Origin of the sequence: Streptomyces sp. Root431 (assembly GCF_001426585.1) — a bacterium.
Taxonomy (GTDB): Bacteria; Actinomycetota; Actinomycetes; order Streptomycetales; family Streptomycetaceae; genus Streptomyces; species Streptomyces stackebrandtii.
Map to the genome: position 1 here is coordinate 211,605 of NZ_LMEI01000007.1, position 15,178 is coordinate 226,782.

Consider the following 15,178-nt stretch of genomic DNA (forward strand, 5'->3'; position numbering starts at 1 on the left):
TCACTCCGGCATGGTCATCCCGAGCGACCTCTTCAGGAAGTCCACCTGGAGCAGGAGCAGGTTCTCCGCCACCTGCTCCTGCGGCGTCATGTGCGTGACCCCGGACAGCGGCAGCACCTCGTGCGGCCGGCCCGCCGCGAGCAGCGCCGAGGAGAGCCGCAGGGCGTGCGCGAACACCACGTTGTCGTCGGCGAGACCGTGCACGACCATCATCGGCCGCGCGGGCTCCTCCGGCGCCGTCAGTCCGTCGTCGCCGAGCAGCGACTGCGCCGCGTACACCTCCGGATCGTCCTGCGGGGTGCCGAGGTAGCGCTCGGTGTAGTGCGTGTCGTACAGCCGCCAGTCCGCCACCGGCGCCCCGACGACGGCCGCGTGGAAGACGTCCGGCCGCTGGAGCACAGCCCGGGCGGCGAGGTAGCCGCCGTACGACCAGCCGCGGATCGCCACCCGGTCCAGGTCCAGCGGGAAGCTCCCGGCCAGCGCCCGCACCGCGTCCACCTGGTCGTCGAGCGTCGGCGTCAGATCGCGCAGGATCGCCTTCTCCCAGGCGGGGGAGCGGCCCGGCATGCCGCGCCCGTCCGCGACGATCACCGCGAAGCCCTGGTCGGCGAACCACTGGGACGTCAGATGCGGGTGGTGCGCGGCGAGCACGCGCTGCCCGTGCGGGCCGCCGTACGGATCCATGAGGACCGGCAGCGGCCCGTCCCCCTCCGCGTACCCCGACGGCAGCAGCACCGCGCACGGGATCCGCCGGGCACCCGCCTCCGTGAGCCGCACCCGGGCGGAGATCACCGGCTCCTGCGCGTACGAGCCGACCACCGCGACCTGCTCGCCGTCCCGCAGCACCCGCGCCACGCTCCCCGGCACTCCCGGCCGCGCCGAGACCAGGACCGTCACCGGGCCCGAGCGCACCGCCCCGTGGACCCCGACGCCCTCGGAGATCCGCTCCGCGCCCCGGTCGGACACCCGGTACACATGGATCTCGCCGGTCTCCGGTTCCGCCGCCTCCGCACCCGCCGACGCCGAGACGAGGACGTCGTCCTCCCCGATCCCGAGCACCGCCCGGACGTGCAGCCGCCCGTCCGTGAGGATCCGTTCCCCGACGGCGAGGGCCCGGGCCCCGCTCTCGTCCGTGACGCGGACGAGCCCTCCGTCCGGAGTCCGGGCCGGCACCCCCGGCAGCAGCTCCAGCCACGCCGGGTCCTCCTCCGCCCGCACGGTCGAGGTCGTCCCGGACTCCGTGTCCACCGCCAGGTTCAGCTGCGCCCGCTGGTCCCGCGCCTGCACGAGCAGCAGCGGCGCCCCCGCCGCCGACCAGTGCACCCGCGCGAGGTACGGATACCGCTCGCGGTCCCACACCACCTCCGTACGCGCCCCGTCGAGGCCCACGAGGAAGAGCCGCACCTCCGCGTTGGCCGTCCCCGCCGCCGGGTACCCGACCTCCTGCGGCGCCTGCCCGGGATGCGCGGGATCGGCGATCCACCAGCGGCGTACGGCCCGGTCGTCCGCGCGGGCGACGAGCAGCCGGTCCGAGTCGGGCGACCACCAGTGGCCGCGGTCCCGGCTCATCTCCTCCGAGGCGATGAATTCGGCCAATCCGTAGGAGACGTGCCCGTCTTCCGGAGCGGCGAGCTCCCGATCGCCGGAACCGTCCGCTCCGACCACCCGCAGCGCACCCCCCGCCACGTAGGCGACGAGCCGCCCGTCCGGCGAGGGACGCGGGTCGATCACCGGCCCCGGCACCGGCAGCTCCCGCGCCGTCCCCGCCCGCAGCTCCGCGGCGAACAGCCGCCCCGACAGGGCGAACGCCGCCCACTCCACGGCCGAGTCCACCGCGTACGCCACGATCCCGCCGGAGCCCTCCCGGCTCCGCTCCCGCCGCGCCCGCTCCTCCGGAGACAGCTCCTCCGCCGCGCCCGCGAGCAGCGCCTCCGGATCGGCGGCCACCCGCTCCACCGGCGCGCCCTCCGGCGGCAGGTCGAGAACCCACAGCTTGTGCGAACGGTCGGTCCCGGAACCGGATCTGACGAAGACGACGCGCTCCCCGTCGGGGGAGACCGTGAATCCGCGCGGAACGCCCAGCGTGAACCGCTGGGTCCTGGCGTGCTGGCGGGGGAAGGAGAGCGCGGCCCGGGGTGCGGCCGGCGACGGGCGGGACGGCTTTCGAGACGAGGTCATGCGGCTGAAACTATTGCCGTGCGCCCCCCTCGTGCCTCCGTCCGCCGATCGATGCGATGGCACGGATAGTTATGATCCGTAGCGCTAGGTGGGTATGTACCCGACTGGCACATGCTCCTTGCCCGATCCGTTCGAATATCCGACCGAAGAAGTGTGGAGGTGGACCGCCGTGGCACTCTCGATTTCGGTGGTGGTGCTGCTGGCGATCGTCGTCTTCCTGCTGATCCGGAAATCCGGACTCAGGGCGGGACACGCGGCGATCTGCGCGCTCCTCGGCTTCTACCTGGCGAGCTCCTCCATCGCCCCGTCCATCAGCACCCTCACCACGAACGTGGCGAGCATGATCGGCGGTCTCAAGTTCTGACCCCGCCGTAGCGGGAGGGGTCTCGTAGGGTGGGGCCATGACCGATCTCCCCGCCCGTCGTCTGCTCCTCGTGCACGCGCACCCGGACGACGAGTCGATCAACAACGGCGCCACCATGGCCAGGTACGCGGCCGAGGGCGCCCTTGTCACGCTGGTCACCTGCACGCTCGGCGAGGAGGGCGAGGTCATCCCGCCCGGGCTCGCCCACCTGGCGCCCGACCGGGAGGACCGGCTCGGCCCGCACCGCGTCGGCGAACTCGCCGCCGCGATGACCGAGCTGGGCGTGACCGACCACCGCTTCCTCGGGGGCCCCGGCCGCTTCCGCGACTCCGGAATGATGGGCGCCGAGCAGAACAAGCGCGAGAACGCGTTCTGGAACACGGACGTCGACGTCGCCGCCCCCCACCTCGTCGCCGTGGTCCGCGAGACCCGTCCACAGGTCCTCGTCACCTACGACCCCGACGGCGGCTACGGCCACCCGGACCACATCCAGGCCCACCGGGTCGCGATGCGCGCCGCCGAACTCGCCGCAGACCCGGACTACCGTCCCGACCTCGGTCCGGCCCACACGATCGCCAAGATCTACTGGAACCGCGTCCCCCGCCCGGTCGCCGAGGCCGGATTCGCCCGGCTGCGCGCCGAGGGCTCCGTCTTCCCCGCCGTCGCCGCGATCGACGACGTCCCCGGGGTCGTCGACGAGGACCGGATCACCACCGAGATCGACGCCGGCCCGGAGCATACGGCTCGCAAGAGCGCGGCGATGGCCGCCCACGCCACCCAAGTCGCCGTCGACGGACCCTTCTTCGCCCTCTCCAACGACCTGGGCCAGCCGATCTTCACCACCGAGTACTACGAGTTGGTCCAGGGCGTCCCGGGCGCCCCCGCGGGCGTCCGCGAGACCGACCTCTTCGCGGGGGTGACCGCGTGAGCGCCGCCTCCCGGGCCTCCTCGGGCGCCGCGCCCCGGCCCTCCGCCCCCGCGACCGCCCCGGCCTCCCTCCAGGGCTCCCGCGGCGCCCGGTACGCCTGGTACGGCGTCCTGGTCGTCCTCGGGGCCCTCGTCGGGACCGCCGGAGCCCTCGTCCAAGCCGCCTGGTTCCCCGGCGGCTTGCTGCTCGGGCTCCTCGCCACCGCCGCCGTCTTCTACGGAGGACTCCGCGCCACCGGCACCCAGGTCGGCGTCGTCGCCGCCGGCTGCGGCTGGCTCCTCGCCGTCATCCTGCTCAGCTTCGGACGCCCCGAAGGCGACGGGGTGTTCGGCGGAGGCGCCGGAGACCTGCTGTTCCTCTTCGGCGGGATGGCGGTCGCTGTGATCTGCGCCACGTTGCCCCGGCTCCCGCGACCGACCCCGTGAACAGGACGACTTGATACCGGGGACGTCCTGACTTCGGCCGGATTGCCCGTCGTCCGCCGCCCATCGGTCGGGTATGCGGCGGCGCTGCCCAGTATGGTGGTGCGCGCCGCCGAACCGCCCGGGTTACACGAGCATCTGCAAGAGCGGGCGGTGGAGCCAACCGGGAGATCCTGCTTTGAGTCGTGAAACTGGTCGAGAGACTGACAGTTCGTCCTCCGGCGCCCAGGGGCGTGGTGGAGCCGCGTACCCCTCGGGTACACCGCCGTACGGATCCCGCCAGTATCCGTCGCTCCACCCCTCGCAGGACGCGCCGGAGGAGACCCCTGCCGCGCCCGCGCTGCCGGAGGAGCCCAAGACCGAGACGACGCTGACGACCCGTATCCGGATCAACATCCCGGGTTCGCGTCCGATCCCGCCGGTCGTGGTCCGTACGCCGGTCGCCGAGGCGCCCGCCGCGGAGAAGGAGCCGGAGCCGGCGCCCGCGCCCGTCGCGGACCCCGTGCAGGCGCCGGTGCCCGAGCCCGTCGCGGCTCCGGAGCCGGTGAGTGCCGAGGAGGCGCCGAAGGCGAAGGAGACGAGCGACTGGTTCGCCCCGCGCAAGGCGTCGGCGGCCCCCGCCCCGACCCCCGCGCCGCCGTCCGCCCCGGCGGCACCCGGCCCGCTCGGCACCGCGCCCGACGCCCCCGGCACCGGCTTCGCGGGCTCCGCGACCTCCGGCGTCCCGACGGTCGGCACGACCCCGTCGAGCCGCCCGGTCGCGAACCCCGGCGCCGGCAACCCGCTCTACGAGGTCGGCACACCGGCGGGGGGCACTCCCCGGTACGAGGGCACCCCCGGCTACGACGCCACGCCGCCGTACGACGGCACGCCCTCGGGGGGCACGCCGATGTACGACGGGACGCCCGCGTACGACGGGACCCCGGCGGCCGGCACGCCCCGCTACGACGGCACGCCCTCGGGCGGCACGCCCGCGTACCGCGGCCCGGGCGCCGGACCGCAGGCGGGCCCGACCGGACCCACCACCGGCCCGGTCACCGGCACCGCCTCGCTCGGCGGCCCGGCACCGACGGCGCCGTTCCCCGGCGGCCCCGGCGCGCAGGGCGGGGCCCCGCGCATGTCCGACGACACGGCGATCCTGACCCCGCAGCCGCCCGCCCCGAAGCCCGCCCAGGGGCGGGGACCGGGCCAGGGGCCCGCCCAGGGCCCGGGGCCGATGCGCCCGCAGGGACCCGGCCAGGGCATGGCCGCCGACGGCGGCGGTCACGTCTCCGGCGACACCCTCACGAGCGGCATCCCGGTCGTCCCGCCGTCGGCGGCCCGCCCGAACCTCACCCCGCGCATCGAGGAGACCCCGGCACCGGCCCCCGCGCCCGCCGCTCCCCGCCCCGCCCCGGCGCCGAGCCGCGCCCAGGCGAAGAAGGGCCGCTCCAAGCTGGTCCTCGTCGCCGTGGGCGTCGTCGGCCTCGCGGGCGTCGCCTACGGCGCCGGACTGCTCCTCAACCACTCCGACGTCCCCAAGGGCACCACGGTGCTCGGCGTGGACATCGGCGGCGGCACGAAGGAGGAGGCCGTCAACAAGCTGGAGGCCGCCCTCGGCAAGCGCGCCACCGCGCCGCTCCAGCTCGGCATCGGCGGCAAGAAGGTCCAGATGCCGCCCGAGAAGGCGGGCCTGGCCCTCGACAGCCAGGAGACCGTCCGCGCGGCCGCCGGCAGCGACTACAACCCGGTCTCCGTCATCGGCTCCCTCTTCGGCGGCGAGCGGATCGCCAAGCCGGTCTTCCCGGTCGACGAGGAGAAGCTCGCCGTCGCCCTGCGGGACCTGGCGGGCGCCTCCGCCTCCGCGACCGAGGCGACGATCCGCTTCGCGCCGAACAAGGTCACCGCCGTCGAGGGCAAGCCCGGCGCCGGCATGGACGTCCAGCGCTCGATGATCTCCGTCCGGGACGCCTTCCGCGCCCAGGTCGAGACGGGGCAGAACAAGGTCGTCGAACTCCCGGTCACCACGCTCCGTCCATCGGTCTCGAAGGCCGAGCTGGACCGGGCGATGAAGGAGTTCGCCCGGCCCGCCATGTCCGACCGCATCACGATCGTTGCGGGCGGCAAGGAGATCCAGTTCGGCCCCGCGCGGTCGCTGCCGCAGATCCTCTCCATGAAGGCCGTCGACGGCCGTCTGGTCGAGGTCTACGACAAGAAGGCGATCGAGAGGCTCCTCGACGGCGCCTTCGACGGCGTCATGATCACCAAGGGCGACGGCACCAAGCACCAGGTCTCCGCCGACGACGTGGCCTTCGTGATGCGCGACGCCCTGCTGGGCAAGACGAAGGCCGAGCGCACCAAGGTCATCGACCTGAGCGGCAACGGCTGACGCCAGGGACCCGGGACCCCCGTCCGACGACCGTCGGGCGGGGGTCCCGCATGTCCGGGCGATCGGCGATCACCAGTCGCCCCCGTACCGCTTCCGCTTCGCCCGCAGCCAGGCCTGGATCTCCCGCGTCTCGGCGGGGGACGCCGAGCGGAGGTCGTCCGCGCGGATCGTCGCCACGTACCGCGTGAAACGCACCCGCCGGTGCGCTCCGTCCACGCCGATGACCTTGCCGGGGCCGTAGGCGTCGGTGCCCTTGTGGGCGACGAAGGCGCCCGGGCCGTGAGGGGTGTGCATCGCCGGCCTTTCGCTCCGTGTGCTGCTCCGGTCACACAGTGGCGTGGCTCACGTTAGCCTGGCGCCGCCCCCTCAGGCGCTCGGCATCGCCAGGAACGCCGCCGCCGAGATGGACGCGGCCTCCCGTTCGCACGTCTCGGCCGGGTGCCGCTTGCCGCCCAGGGACACGAACACCACCAGGTTCCCCTTGCGGGCGTAGAGCGAGCAGGTCGTGTCGCCGCCGCTCGGGGCGCTCCAGAAGGCCTCGTCGGCGAAGGCGAGGCCCGTTGCCTGGCGTTCGCCCTCGGCGTCGTCCGCGAACTCGTCCTCCTGGCGTTCCGTGGCGTTCTCGTCCGTGCCCGCGCTGCGGCGCAGTTCCCAGCGGACCATGGCGTGGGAGTAGAAGTTCCAGCCGTCCGACTGCGGCTCGTCCTTGTCGTTCCAGGAACAGCTGGTCGTCGCCGTGTCCGAGTACTCGGTGTACGAGTCCCGGGTCGGGTTCCGGGCCGGGAGCGGGAGCTTGGGGGCCACGTCCGCGCAGACCGGCATCGTCACGTACGCGTCCGGCGGGCCCGCCCCCGGCCTGCCGTCCTCCACGTACCACCAGGCTCCCGCGCCGAGGACGCACAGCGCGACGGCGGCGGCGACGGCCATCGAGCCCCGGCGGCGGGCTGGCGGGGCGGCGGGGGAGAGGTGGGTGACCACGGCCGTCGGGGCCGTGTGGGCCCTCCGGGGCGGCACCACCATCGTGCGGTCGGGGTCCTCGTCGCGCGGGGCGAGCAGGTGGTCGATCGCCCGCTGCTGGTCGGTGATCATCGCGTGGACGGCCGGCGGCCACGGCCGGGCCGCCGGTGCCGAGGGGCCGAGCTCGGCGAGGAGCCGGGCGGGGGTGGGGCGGGCCGCCGGGTCCTTGGCCAGGCACCAGGCCAGGAGGCCGGTCAGCTCCGCCGGTACGGCGGTGAGGTCGGGCTCCGTGTGGACGACGTTGTAGAGCGACTGGAGGGTCGAGGGGCCCGCGAACGGGCTCGTGCCCGTCGCGGCGAGCGCCAGGACCGAGCCGAGCGAGAACACGTCGCTCGCCGGGGTGAGTTCCTTCCCCTCGGCCTGCTCGGGCGACATGAACGCCGGGGAGCCGACGACGAGGCCGGTCCCGGTGAGCTCGGTGACGTTCCCCGCCTCGGCGATCCGCGCGATGCCGAAGTCGATGACCCGGGCGCCGTCCCCGGAGAGCAGGACGTTCTCCGGCTTCAGGTCGCGGTGGACGATCCCCGCCCGGTGGATCTCGTCCAGGGCCGTCGCCAGCTGGACGGCGAGGCGCCGCACCGCCTCGACGGGCAGGGTGCCGGACCGTTCCACCGCCGCGCCGAGCGAGGGCCCCGCGACGAACACGGAGGCCAGCCAGGGCACGGGCGCGTCCGCGTCGGCGGCCATCACGGCGGCCGTGCAGGCGCCGGAGACCTTCCGCGAGGCGTCGACCTCGCGCCGGAACCGGGCGCGGAAGTCCTCGTCGTGGGCGAACCGCGCGTGCACCTGCTTCACCGCGGCGAGCCGCCCGTCGGGCGCGGCGCCGAGGTAGACGCGGCCCATGCCCCCGCGGCCGAGCTCGGCGAGGAGCCGGTAGGGGCCCGCCTCGCGGGGGTCGGTGGGGCTCAGGGGCCTCGTCACTGCGCCGCCGCCTTCTTCTTGACGAGCGCGAAGGCCCGCTCCGCGCTCTCCTCGGTCAGGGCCTCGCACGTGCCCAGGGGGTAGTTGGGTCCCTTCACCTGGACGAAGAGCTCCAGGTTGACGTCCCGGGCGTACAGCACGCAGTGGCCGTCGGGCTTGTACCAGAGGGCCTCCTCGACGAAGTCGAGGTGGGAGACCCGCTGGGTGCTGCCGCGCATGTACATGCCCTCGTAGCGCCTCTTCGCGCCTTCGGCGCCGGTGGGGCCGCCCGGCTTGCTGCGGTAGAGGTCCCAGGCCAGGACGATCTGGTCGCCGGAGCGGGTGTTCCAGGTGCACTGGTTCGACGTGGCGCCGTCGTACTGGGTGTGCGCGGGCCCGCCGTCCTGGACCCGCTGCTGGGTGAACCCGGTCGGCACCTTCATCTTCGGGCGCAGCTGTACGCAGGAGGGGACGGGCCCCTCGTACGCGTCGGCCACCCGGCTCAGCGGGACGTTCCCCGGCGTCGGGACGGGCTCGTCCACGAACGTGTAGTACACGTCGTCCGCCCAGCCGTTCACCGCGAACAGAGCCCCGGTGACCGCGAGGACCCCCGCGGCGACGGCGGCGACCGTCCAGCGGCGACGGCCCCGGCTCCGTACCCGGGGGAGGGCGGGCGACGTGGGGGCGGCCGCCGGCGGCGCCGCGCTCACCAGCCGGGCGGTCTCCGCCGCCTGCTCCGCGATCCGCCGGTGCACGGCCTCCGGCCACGGCCGCGCCGAGGGCGTCAGCGGCCCGATGAGGGCGAGCAGGTCCTGCGGGGAGGGGCGCGCCCCCGGGTCCTTTGCGAGGCAGGCCGCGAGGAGTCCGCGCAGCCCCGGCGGTACGGCGCCGAGGTCGGGCTCCTCGTGGGCGATGCTGTACATCAGCGCGGGCGCCGAGGCGCCGCCGAACGGCGTCTTCCCCGTGCAGGCCACGACCAGGGTGGCGCCGAGCGCGAAGACGTCGGCCGCGGGGGTCGGCGCCCCGCCGGTGATCTGCTCGGGCGCCATGTACGCGGGGGAGCCGATCAGGGCGCCCGTGTGCGTGAGCTTCGTCAGGTGGTCGCCCGCGCGGGCGATGCCGAAGTCGATGACCCGGACGCCGTCGTCGGTGAGCATCACGTTCGACGGCTTCAGGTCCCGGTGGACGAGGCCCACCCGGTGGATGTCGGCGAGCGCCTGGGCGAGGCCGGCGGCCAGCTGCCGTACCGCCTCCTCGGGCAGGAAGCCCTCCGCGAGGACGTCGCTCAGCGGGAGCCCGGGGAGGAAGAGCGAGGCGAGCCAGGGGGTCGGGGCGTCCGGGTCGGCGTCGACCACGGGCGCCGTGTACGCGCCGGACACCCGCCGCGAGGCGTCGACCTCGCGGCGGAACCGCGACCGGAAGCCCTCGTCCTCGGCCAGGTCGGCGTGCACCTGCTTGACGGCCACCAGACTGCCGCTCGGCGCGACACCGAGCAGGACCCGGCCCATGCCACCCTGCCCGAGCACCGCGACCGTACGGAACGGCCCGACCTGTGCCGGGTCGTTCGGCGTCCGTGGACGCATGTGATCACCCTCCCCCGTGAGCGCGGAAGGGATCCTAGTCGGGGTGGCCGTGGATCACTCCGGATTCTCCGCGTGATCCACAAGACACCCACACGTACGGCTAGTTCAGGCGAGCCCTCGCCGCCAGCGCCCGCCTGCGGATGGTCGTCGCCGCCTCCGGGTCGACCGCGTCCATCACCCGCGCGTACGCCTCCATCTCCCCCGCCCCCGCGAGGAAATCGCCGCGCTGGACGAGCAGCTCCGCGCGCTCGTAGCGCAGGCGCGCCGGGTGGGAGGGCAGCAGCAGCGCGAGCTCCACGGCCCACAGGCCCACGTCGGAGCGCTCGGGGCGGGGGGCCGCCCAGGCGCGGATGTTGTTGAGGACGCGCAGCACGATCGCGCCCGGCTCGGCCGGTCTGAGCATGGACCGGTCGAGGGCCTCGCCCGTCGCGCTCGCCACGAGCAGCTCCGCGTCCGCGCCCGTCATGGCCCGGCCGCCGGCGAAGGGGTCGGCGAGGTTCAGGTCGGCCGGGTCGCCGAAGCCGACGACGAAATGGCCGGGGAGCCCGAGTCCGTACACGGGCGCACCGGCCCGGCGGGCGACCTCCATCCACACGACGGAGAGCAGGATCGGCAGCCCCCGGCGGCGGCGCAGCACCTCGTGCAGGAGCGAGGACTCCAGCCGCTGGTAGTCGGCGGGCACGCCCTCGAAGCCCTCGCGGTCGCCGAGGAGCGCGGCGAGCTCGGCGGCCCAGGCACCGGTCGTGCGGGTCGCGTAGGGGACGAGTCCGGCGAGGCGGTCGAGCTCGATCTCGGCCTCGTCGATGGCGTGCCGGGTGACGGTCGGGTCGGCGACCGCCCCGACGAGCAGACAGAGCCGGGCGAGGTCGGGCCGCTCGGCCCGGGCCTCCTCCGCGAATTCGCGCCGCCAGTCCGGCGCGTCCTCCGGCGGTTCGCCGCTCGCCCGTTCGTCCGGTCCGTCGGACCCGGCTCCGTGCTCCGTCACGCCTCCGTCACGCCTCCGACCATCGGTAGTGGTGGTAGTGGTGGTGGACCGCGAAGCCCATCCCGTCGTACAACGCCCGGGCGCCGTCGTTGTCCGCCTCCACCTGGAGCCAGGCCGCCGACGCGCCCTCGTCGAGCGCCTGCCGGGCGAGCGCCGTCATGACGGTCGTCGCCAGGCCCCGCCGCCGGAGGGCGGGGTCGACCTCGACGGCCATGAAGCCGGCCCAGCGGCCGTCGACGACGCAGCGCCCGATCGCCGCGGGTACCTCTCCCGTGCCCGCCACGGACGCGAACCACACACTCGGCCCGGAGGTGAGGACCGGCCGCACCGCCGGGCTCGGCTCCCCGAAGCGCTGGTAGCGGCTCAGCCAGGCCTCGTCGACCGTCCGCGAGAGGCGTACGGCGGAGACGTCGGCGTCCTGGTCGCCGATCGGGGCCAGCGCGCCGATCTGCACCTGGGCGGAGACCTCGCGCCGCCAGCCGTGCCGGTCGAGCTCCGCGCACAGCAGCTCCTGCGTGCCCTCGGCGCCGGTCGCGGTCTGGACGTACGCGGGGAGCTTCCGGGCCGCGTACCACTCCCGTACGCGGGTCAGGGCCTCCGCCACCGGGACCCCCGGATCGCCGAGCGGCAGCACGGAGTTGGCGCGGCGGGTGAATCCGTCGGCGGCCCGCAGCGTCCACTCGCCGAGCGGCTCGCTCTCGACCGGCTGCCAGGCGCGCGCGGTGGCCCGGGCCAGCTCCGGGAAGGTGGCCGAAGGCCCCCGGCGGCGGGCCGGAGCGGGCGGTACGACCTTGCCCGCGGCGAGGGAGCTTTCCGCGATCCGGACGGCTTCACCGCTCTTTCGTGTGATCAGCAGCACACCGGAGTCCCACGATGTGAGAACTCCGACCGCGTCGGTGTACCTCTCGCCCGGCGCGGCCGAGTCTGTCACGTACCGAACGGAGACACGTTTTCCCACGTCAGCGCTGGTGATTCGGACCTCAAGGAGTCCTCCGCCGGTCAATTCCACAGCTTCTCCGCCCCTCCTGTTCGGATCGCCCCCAAGAACGGAGATACTAGGTGCGGGCATCGACGACGCCGCGCTCCCGCGCAGACCAGCCCTATCGAGGAGGAACGACAGCGTGACCTACGTCATCGCGCAGCCTTGTGTCGACGTGAAGGACAAGGCGTGCATCGAGGAGTGCCCCGTCGACTGCATCTACGAGGGCAAGCGGTCCTTGTACATCCACCCGGACGAATGCGTCGACTGCGGGGCCTGTGAGCCGGTCTGCCCTGTGGAGGCGATCTTCTACGAGGACGACACCCCGGAGGAGTGGAAGGACTACTACAAGGCGAACGTCGAGTTCTTCGACGAGCTCGGTTCGCCCGGTGGTGCCTCCAAGCTCGGCGAGATCGAGCGTGACCACCCCTTCATCGCCGCCCTGCCGCCGCAGAACGGCTGATCGACCGCATCCGGTCCCGTACGGCGTCGGTCGCCGTACGGGACCGAGGCGTTTCCCCGTACGTACAGGAAGTGAGAGCCAACCCGTGAGCGCAGTCTCTTCGCGCCTGCCCGTCTTCCCCTGGGACAAGCTGGAGCCGTACAAGAAGACGGCCGTGGCGCACCCGGACGGAATCGTGGACCTCTCGGTCGGCACGCCCGTCGACCCGGTCCCCGCGCTGATCCAGGACGCCCTGGTCGCGGCGGCGGACTCGCCGGGCTATCCCACGGTGTGGGGGACGAAAGAGCTGCGGGACGCGCTCACCGGCTGGTGCGAACGCCGCCTCGGCGCGGTGGACTTCGCCCACGAGAACGTACTGCCGGTGGTCGGCTCCAAGGAGCTCGTCGCCTGGCTGCCGACGCAGCTGGGGCTCGGCGCCGGGGACAAGGTGGCGTACCCCCGCCTCGCCTACCCGACGTACGAGGTCGGCGCGCGGCTCTGCGGCGCCGAGCCGGTCGTCTACGACGACCCCACGGAGCTCGACCCGGCGGGTCTGAAGCTGCTCTGGCTCAACTCCCCGTCCAACCCCACCGGCAAGGTCCTCGGCAAGGACGAGCTGACCCGGATCGTGGCCTGGGCGCGCGAGCACGGCGTGCTCGTCTTCTCCGACGAGTGCTACCTGGAGCTGGGCTGGGAGGCCGACCCGGTCTCCGTCCTGCACCCGGACGTCTGCGGCGGTTCGTACGAGGGGATCGTCGCCGTCCACTCGCTCTCCAAGCGCTCCAACCTGGCCGGCTACCGCGCCGCGTTCATCGCGGGCGACCCGGCCGTGCTCGGCGAGCTGCTCCTGATCCGCAAGCACGGCGGCATGATGACCGCGGCCCCGGTGCAGGCGGCGACGGTCGCGGCGCTCGGCGACGACGCGCACGTGGCCGAGCAGCGGGCGCGGTACGCGGCCCGCCGGGCGGCGCTGCGGGCGGCCCTGGAGGCGCACGGCTTCCGGATCGAGCACAGCGAGGCGAGCCTGTACCTGTGGGCGACCCGGGACGAGCCGTGCTGGGAGACCGTGGCCTACCTGGCGGACAAGGGCATCCTGGTGGCTCCCGGAGACTTCTACGGCGAGGCCGGGGAGCGGTTCGTGCGGGTGGCGTTCACGGCGACGGACGAGCGCGTCGACGCGGCGGTCAAGCGGCTCGGCTAGACGGCGACACGCGGGAGGGCCCGGGGAGCACCTGCTCCCCGGGCCCTCCCGCGTCTCTGCGGATGATCAGCCGATCGGCAGGCCGCCCAGGGACGGGGCGGCGGGCAGGCCGCCGCCCAGGGCGCCGGAGGCCGGGCCCTGCGCGCTCTGGCCGGCGGCGCCGGCCGTCTTGCCGACGACCTCGCCGGTGCTGCCGGCGGCCTCGCCGGCCACCTTCTGCGCGGCCGGGGTGGCGGTCTTGCCCGCCGCGCCGACGGTCTTTCCGGCGGCCGGGACGGCCGTGCCGACGGCCTCGCTGCCGGTCGCGCCGACGACGCCGGTGGCGGCCTGCGCCCCGCTGTCGACAGCGGTGCCCGCACCGGCGGCGTCCAAGGCGCTGATGCCGCCGAGGGCGCCGGTCGGCGCGATGCTGTGGTCAAGGGCGCTCGCGGAGCCGGCCGCACCGACCACGGGGGCTGCTCCGGCCGCGATGAGGAGGGCGGCGCGGGCGATCCGACGGGTCAGGGGGAGGGACATGGTGCTCCTTCGACAGGTGCGACGAGTGGTGTTCGGACGCAGTGACAACCGGTTCCGGGGTGGGAGAGGTTGCGGCGGTCGAAGGTAAAGGATTGGTAATGCGTCGTATTGTCGGGTGGGGAGGAAAACGGACGAACGTCTCATTGTGTGGATGCCTGCCGAACCGTCACTTCCCTTGCGTCGCAAGGGAGTTGAGGTGTCGCGACCCGACGCCGAAATGCCCGCCCGGAGTGCGTGCGAATTTCTCGGAATTCCGTCCGCGAGCATGCCACGGAGGAGTGAACGACCGTACGGGTGACCGGCTATCGAGCGAGCCGGAGGCGGACCGAACCCGCGTCGGACGCGGCACCGGCAGCCGTCGGGGAGGCCTTCTCCCAGCCGCCGGACGAGTCGCTCGCGCGCCACACCCGGTCCCCGAACGCGACCTCCGTGACGCGCAGCTCATCCGCCCGCGCCACCGCCCACTGCGCCAGCTCCCAGCCGCGCCGCTCGTCCGTCCCGGCCCCCGGAGCCGTACCCGCGCCCGATGCCGTCCGGACCGGCACCACGAGCACCGGCGGTTCCGTGGCCGACCGGCCCGCGCTCGACCCGCCCGTGACCGCCTTCGGCGCCGCCTTCTCGCCGAAGGCCCGCACCAGCTCCTTGCGCACCAGCTCCGGATCGCCCGGCGGGCCCTTCAGATCGCTCGCCGTGCACTTCAGAGCGGCCGGGGCCCGGCCCGTCAGCGCCGCCGAGAGCAGGGTGGCGTCCGGCTCGTGCTTCGCGTACGCCTGCGGGAAACCGCTCTTCTGCACCTTCTGCGCCGCCACCGTCAGCGGCAGCCGCGAGTACCCCGGAACCTTCTCGAGACCCTCATAGAACTTCCCCGCCGAGTACACCGGATCCATGATCTGCGCCGGCGTCCCCCAGCCCATCGAGGGCCGCTGCTGGAACAGACCGAGCGAGTCCCGGTCGCCGTGCTCGATGTTCCGCAGCGCCGACTCCTGGAGCGCCGTCGCGAGCGCGATCGTCACCGCACGCTCCGGCAGCCCCCGAGAGGTGCCGACCGCCGAGATCGTCGCCGCGTTCGACGCCTGGTCCGGCGTGAACTCGTACCGGTTCTCACCGGTTCCGACACTGCACCGCGGCGTGCCCTTGCTCCCTGTCACCTGGTGGAAGGCCACGTACGAGGCCAGACCGAGGAGCGCGGCGAGGGCGGCCGCGGAACGGGCGAGACGGCCACGGCGGGCGGGGCGGCCGCGACGGACGGGGCGGGTGGGCTCGGACACGGGGCCCACCGTACTGGAGGCCGGGTT

The 15,178-nt window shown here is 74.2% G+C and carries 14 protein-coding genes; 6 read left to right on the forward strand and 8 right to left on the reverse strand.

The window, feature by feature from the left end:
- Window positions 1–2,178 (reverse strand): prolyl oligopeptidase family serine peptidase, encoded by a 2,178-nt coding sequence (locus tag ASC82_RS08225; RefSeq protein WP_056643761.1) that lies wholly within the window; start codon window positions 2,176–2,178, stop codon window positions 1–3.
- A gap of 169 nt (window positions 2,179–2,347) precedes the next feature.
- Here ASC82_RS08225 and ASC82_RS08230 point away from each other — a divergent pair, with 169 nt between their 5' ends.
- From ASC82_RS08230 to ASC82_RS08245, 4 genes are all read left to right on the forward strand, one after another.
- The gene (locus tag ASC82_RS08230; RefSeq protein ID WP_024756440.1) at window positions 2,348–2,542 is read left to right on the forward strand and encodes a hypothetical protein; all 195 of its coding nucleotides are present in this window, start codon (window positions 2,348–2,350) and stop codon (window positions 2,540–2,542) included.
- Between the two features lie 37 nt (window positions 2,543–2,579).
- Window positions 2,580–3,470: an N-acetyl-1-D-myo-inositol-2-amino-2-deoxy-alpha-D-glucopyranoside deacetylase gene (gene mshB, locus ASC82_RS08235; protein WP_056643763.1), complete on the forward strand. Its 891-nt coding sequence runs from the start codon at window positions 2,580–2,582 to the stop codon at window positions 3,468–3,470.
- Entirely contained in the window at window positions 3,467–3,895 is a 429-nt protein-coding gene (locus ASC82_RS08240) for a DUF6113 family protein (protein WP_056643765.1), read from the forward strand. Before mshB ends, ASC82_RS08240 begins: the two co-directional genes overlap by 4 nt.
- Before the next feature lie 73 nt (window positions 3,896–3,968).
- Window positions 3,969–6,260, forward strand: coding sequence for a hypothetical protein (locus ASC82_RS08245; protein ID WP_242427611.1), 2,292 nt, complete (start codon window positions 3,969–3,971; stop codon window positions 6,258–6,260).
- Between the two features lie 69 nt (window positions 6,261–6,329).
- Here the strand turns inward: ASC82_RS08245 and ASC82_RS08250 are convergent, their stop codons facing one another.
- The 5 genes from ASC82_RS08250 to ASC82_RS08270 all read right to left on the reverse strand — a co-directional run bounded on the left by ASC82_RS08250 (window position 6,330) and on the right by ASC82_RS08270 (window position 11,754).
- Window positions 6,330–6,554 (reverse strand): hypothetical protein, encoded by a 225-nt coding sequence (locus ASC82_RS08250; protein WP_056643767.1) that lies wholly within the window; start codon window positions 6,552–6,554, stop codon window positions 6,330–6,332.
- Between the two features lie 72 nt (window positions 6,555–6,626).
- On the reverse strand, window positions 6,627–8,198 hold the full coding sequence (locus ASC82_RS08255) for a serine/threonine-protein kinase (protein WP_056643769.1): 1,572 nt from the start codon (window positions 8,196–8,198) through the stop codon (window positions 6,627–6,629).
- Window positions 8,195–9,760 (reverse strand): serine/threonine-protein kinase, encoded by a 1,566-nt coding sequence (locus ASC82_RS08260; protein ID WP_056643771.1) that lies wholly within the window; start codon window positions 9,758–9,760, stop codon window positions 8,195–8,197. The genes ASC82_RS08255 and ASC82_RS08260 overlap by 4 nt, the downstream gene beginning before the upstream one ends.
- Window positions 9,761–9,860: 100 nt before the next feature.
- A complete protein-coding gene (locus ASC82_RS08265; protein ID WP_056643772.1) occupies window positions 9,861–10,745 on the reverse strand; it encodes a transglutaminase-like domain-containing protein in 885 nt (294 codons plus the stop codon).
- 7 nt (window positions 10,746–10,752) lie between these two features.
- On the reverse strand, window positions 10,753–11,754 hold the full coding sequence (locus ASC82_RS08270) for a GNAT family N-acetyltransferase (protein WP_079039156.1): 1,002 nt from the start codon (window positions 11,752–11,754) through the stop codon (window positions 10,753–10,755).
- Window positions 11,755–11,866: 112 nt separating this feature from the next.
- Here ASC82_RS08270 and fdxA point away from each other — a divergent pair, with 112 nt between their 5' ends.
- Both fdxA and ASC82_RS08280 read left to right on the forward strand, forming a co-directional pair.
- On the forward strand, window positions 11,867–12,187 hold the full coding sequence (fdxA, locus tag ASC82_RS08275; RefSeq protein ID WP_015035968.1) for a ferredoxin: 321 nt from the start codon (window positions 11,867–11,869) through the stop codon (window positions 12,185–12,187).
- Window positions 12,188–12,272: 85 nt separating this feature from the next.
- Entirely contained in the window at window positions 12,273–13,367 is a 1,095-nt protein-coding gene (locus ASC82_RS08280; RefSeq protein WP_056643777.1) for a bifunctional succinyldiaminopimelate transaminase/glutamate-prephenate aminotransferase, read from the forward strand.
- Between the two features lie 66 nt (window positions 13,368–13,433).
- On the opposite strand, the gene ASC82_RS08285 is transcribed toward ASC82_RS08280, so the two are convergent.
- Window positions 13,434–13,883: a hypothetical protein gene (locus ASC82_RS08285; protein ID WP_056643779.1), complete on the reverse strand. Its 450-nt coding sequence runs from the start codon at window positions 13,881–13,883 to the stop codon at window positions 13,434–13,436.
- A 302-nt stretch (window positions 13,884–14,185) separates the two neighbouring features.
- Complete coding sequence (locus ASC82_RS08290; RefSeq protein WP_107105855.1) at window positions 14,186–15,160, reverse strand: hypothetical protein; 975 nt, start codon at window positions 15,158–15,160, stop codon at window positions 14,186–14,188.
- Window positions 15,161–15,178: the final 18 nt, after the last annotated feature.

What these genes read in the sequence shown, in the direction of transcription:
- ASC82_RS08245 (WP_242427611.1), top strand. Translation starts at nt 3,969, where the DNA reads ATGCGGCGGCGCTGCCCAGTATGGTGGTGCGCGCCGCCGAACCGCCCG.
- ASC82_RS08285 (WP_056643779.1), bottom strand. Translation starts at nt 13,883, where the DNA reads ATGTCCCTCCCCCTGACCCGTCGGATCGCCCGCGCCGCCCTCCTCATC.
- ASC82_RS08250 (WP_056643767.1), bottom strand. Translation starts at nt 6,554, where the DNA reads ATGCACACCCCTCACGGCCCGGGCGCCTTCGTCGCCCACAAGGGCACC.
- ASC82_RS08260 (WP_056643771.1), bottom strand. Translation starts at nt 9,760, where the DNA reads ATGCGTCCACGGACGCCGAACGACCCGGCACAGGTCGGGCCGTTCCGT.
- mshB (WP_056643763.1), top strand. Translation starts at nt 2,580, where the DNA reads ATGACCGATCTCCCCGCCCGTCGTCTGCTCCTCGTGCACGCGCACCCG.
- ASC82_RS08225 (WP_056643761.1), bottom strand. Translation starts at nt 2,178, where the DNA reads ATGACCTCGTCTCGAAAGCCGTCCCGCCCGTCGCCGGCCGCACCCCGG.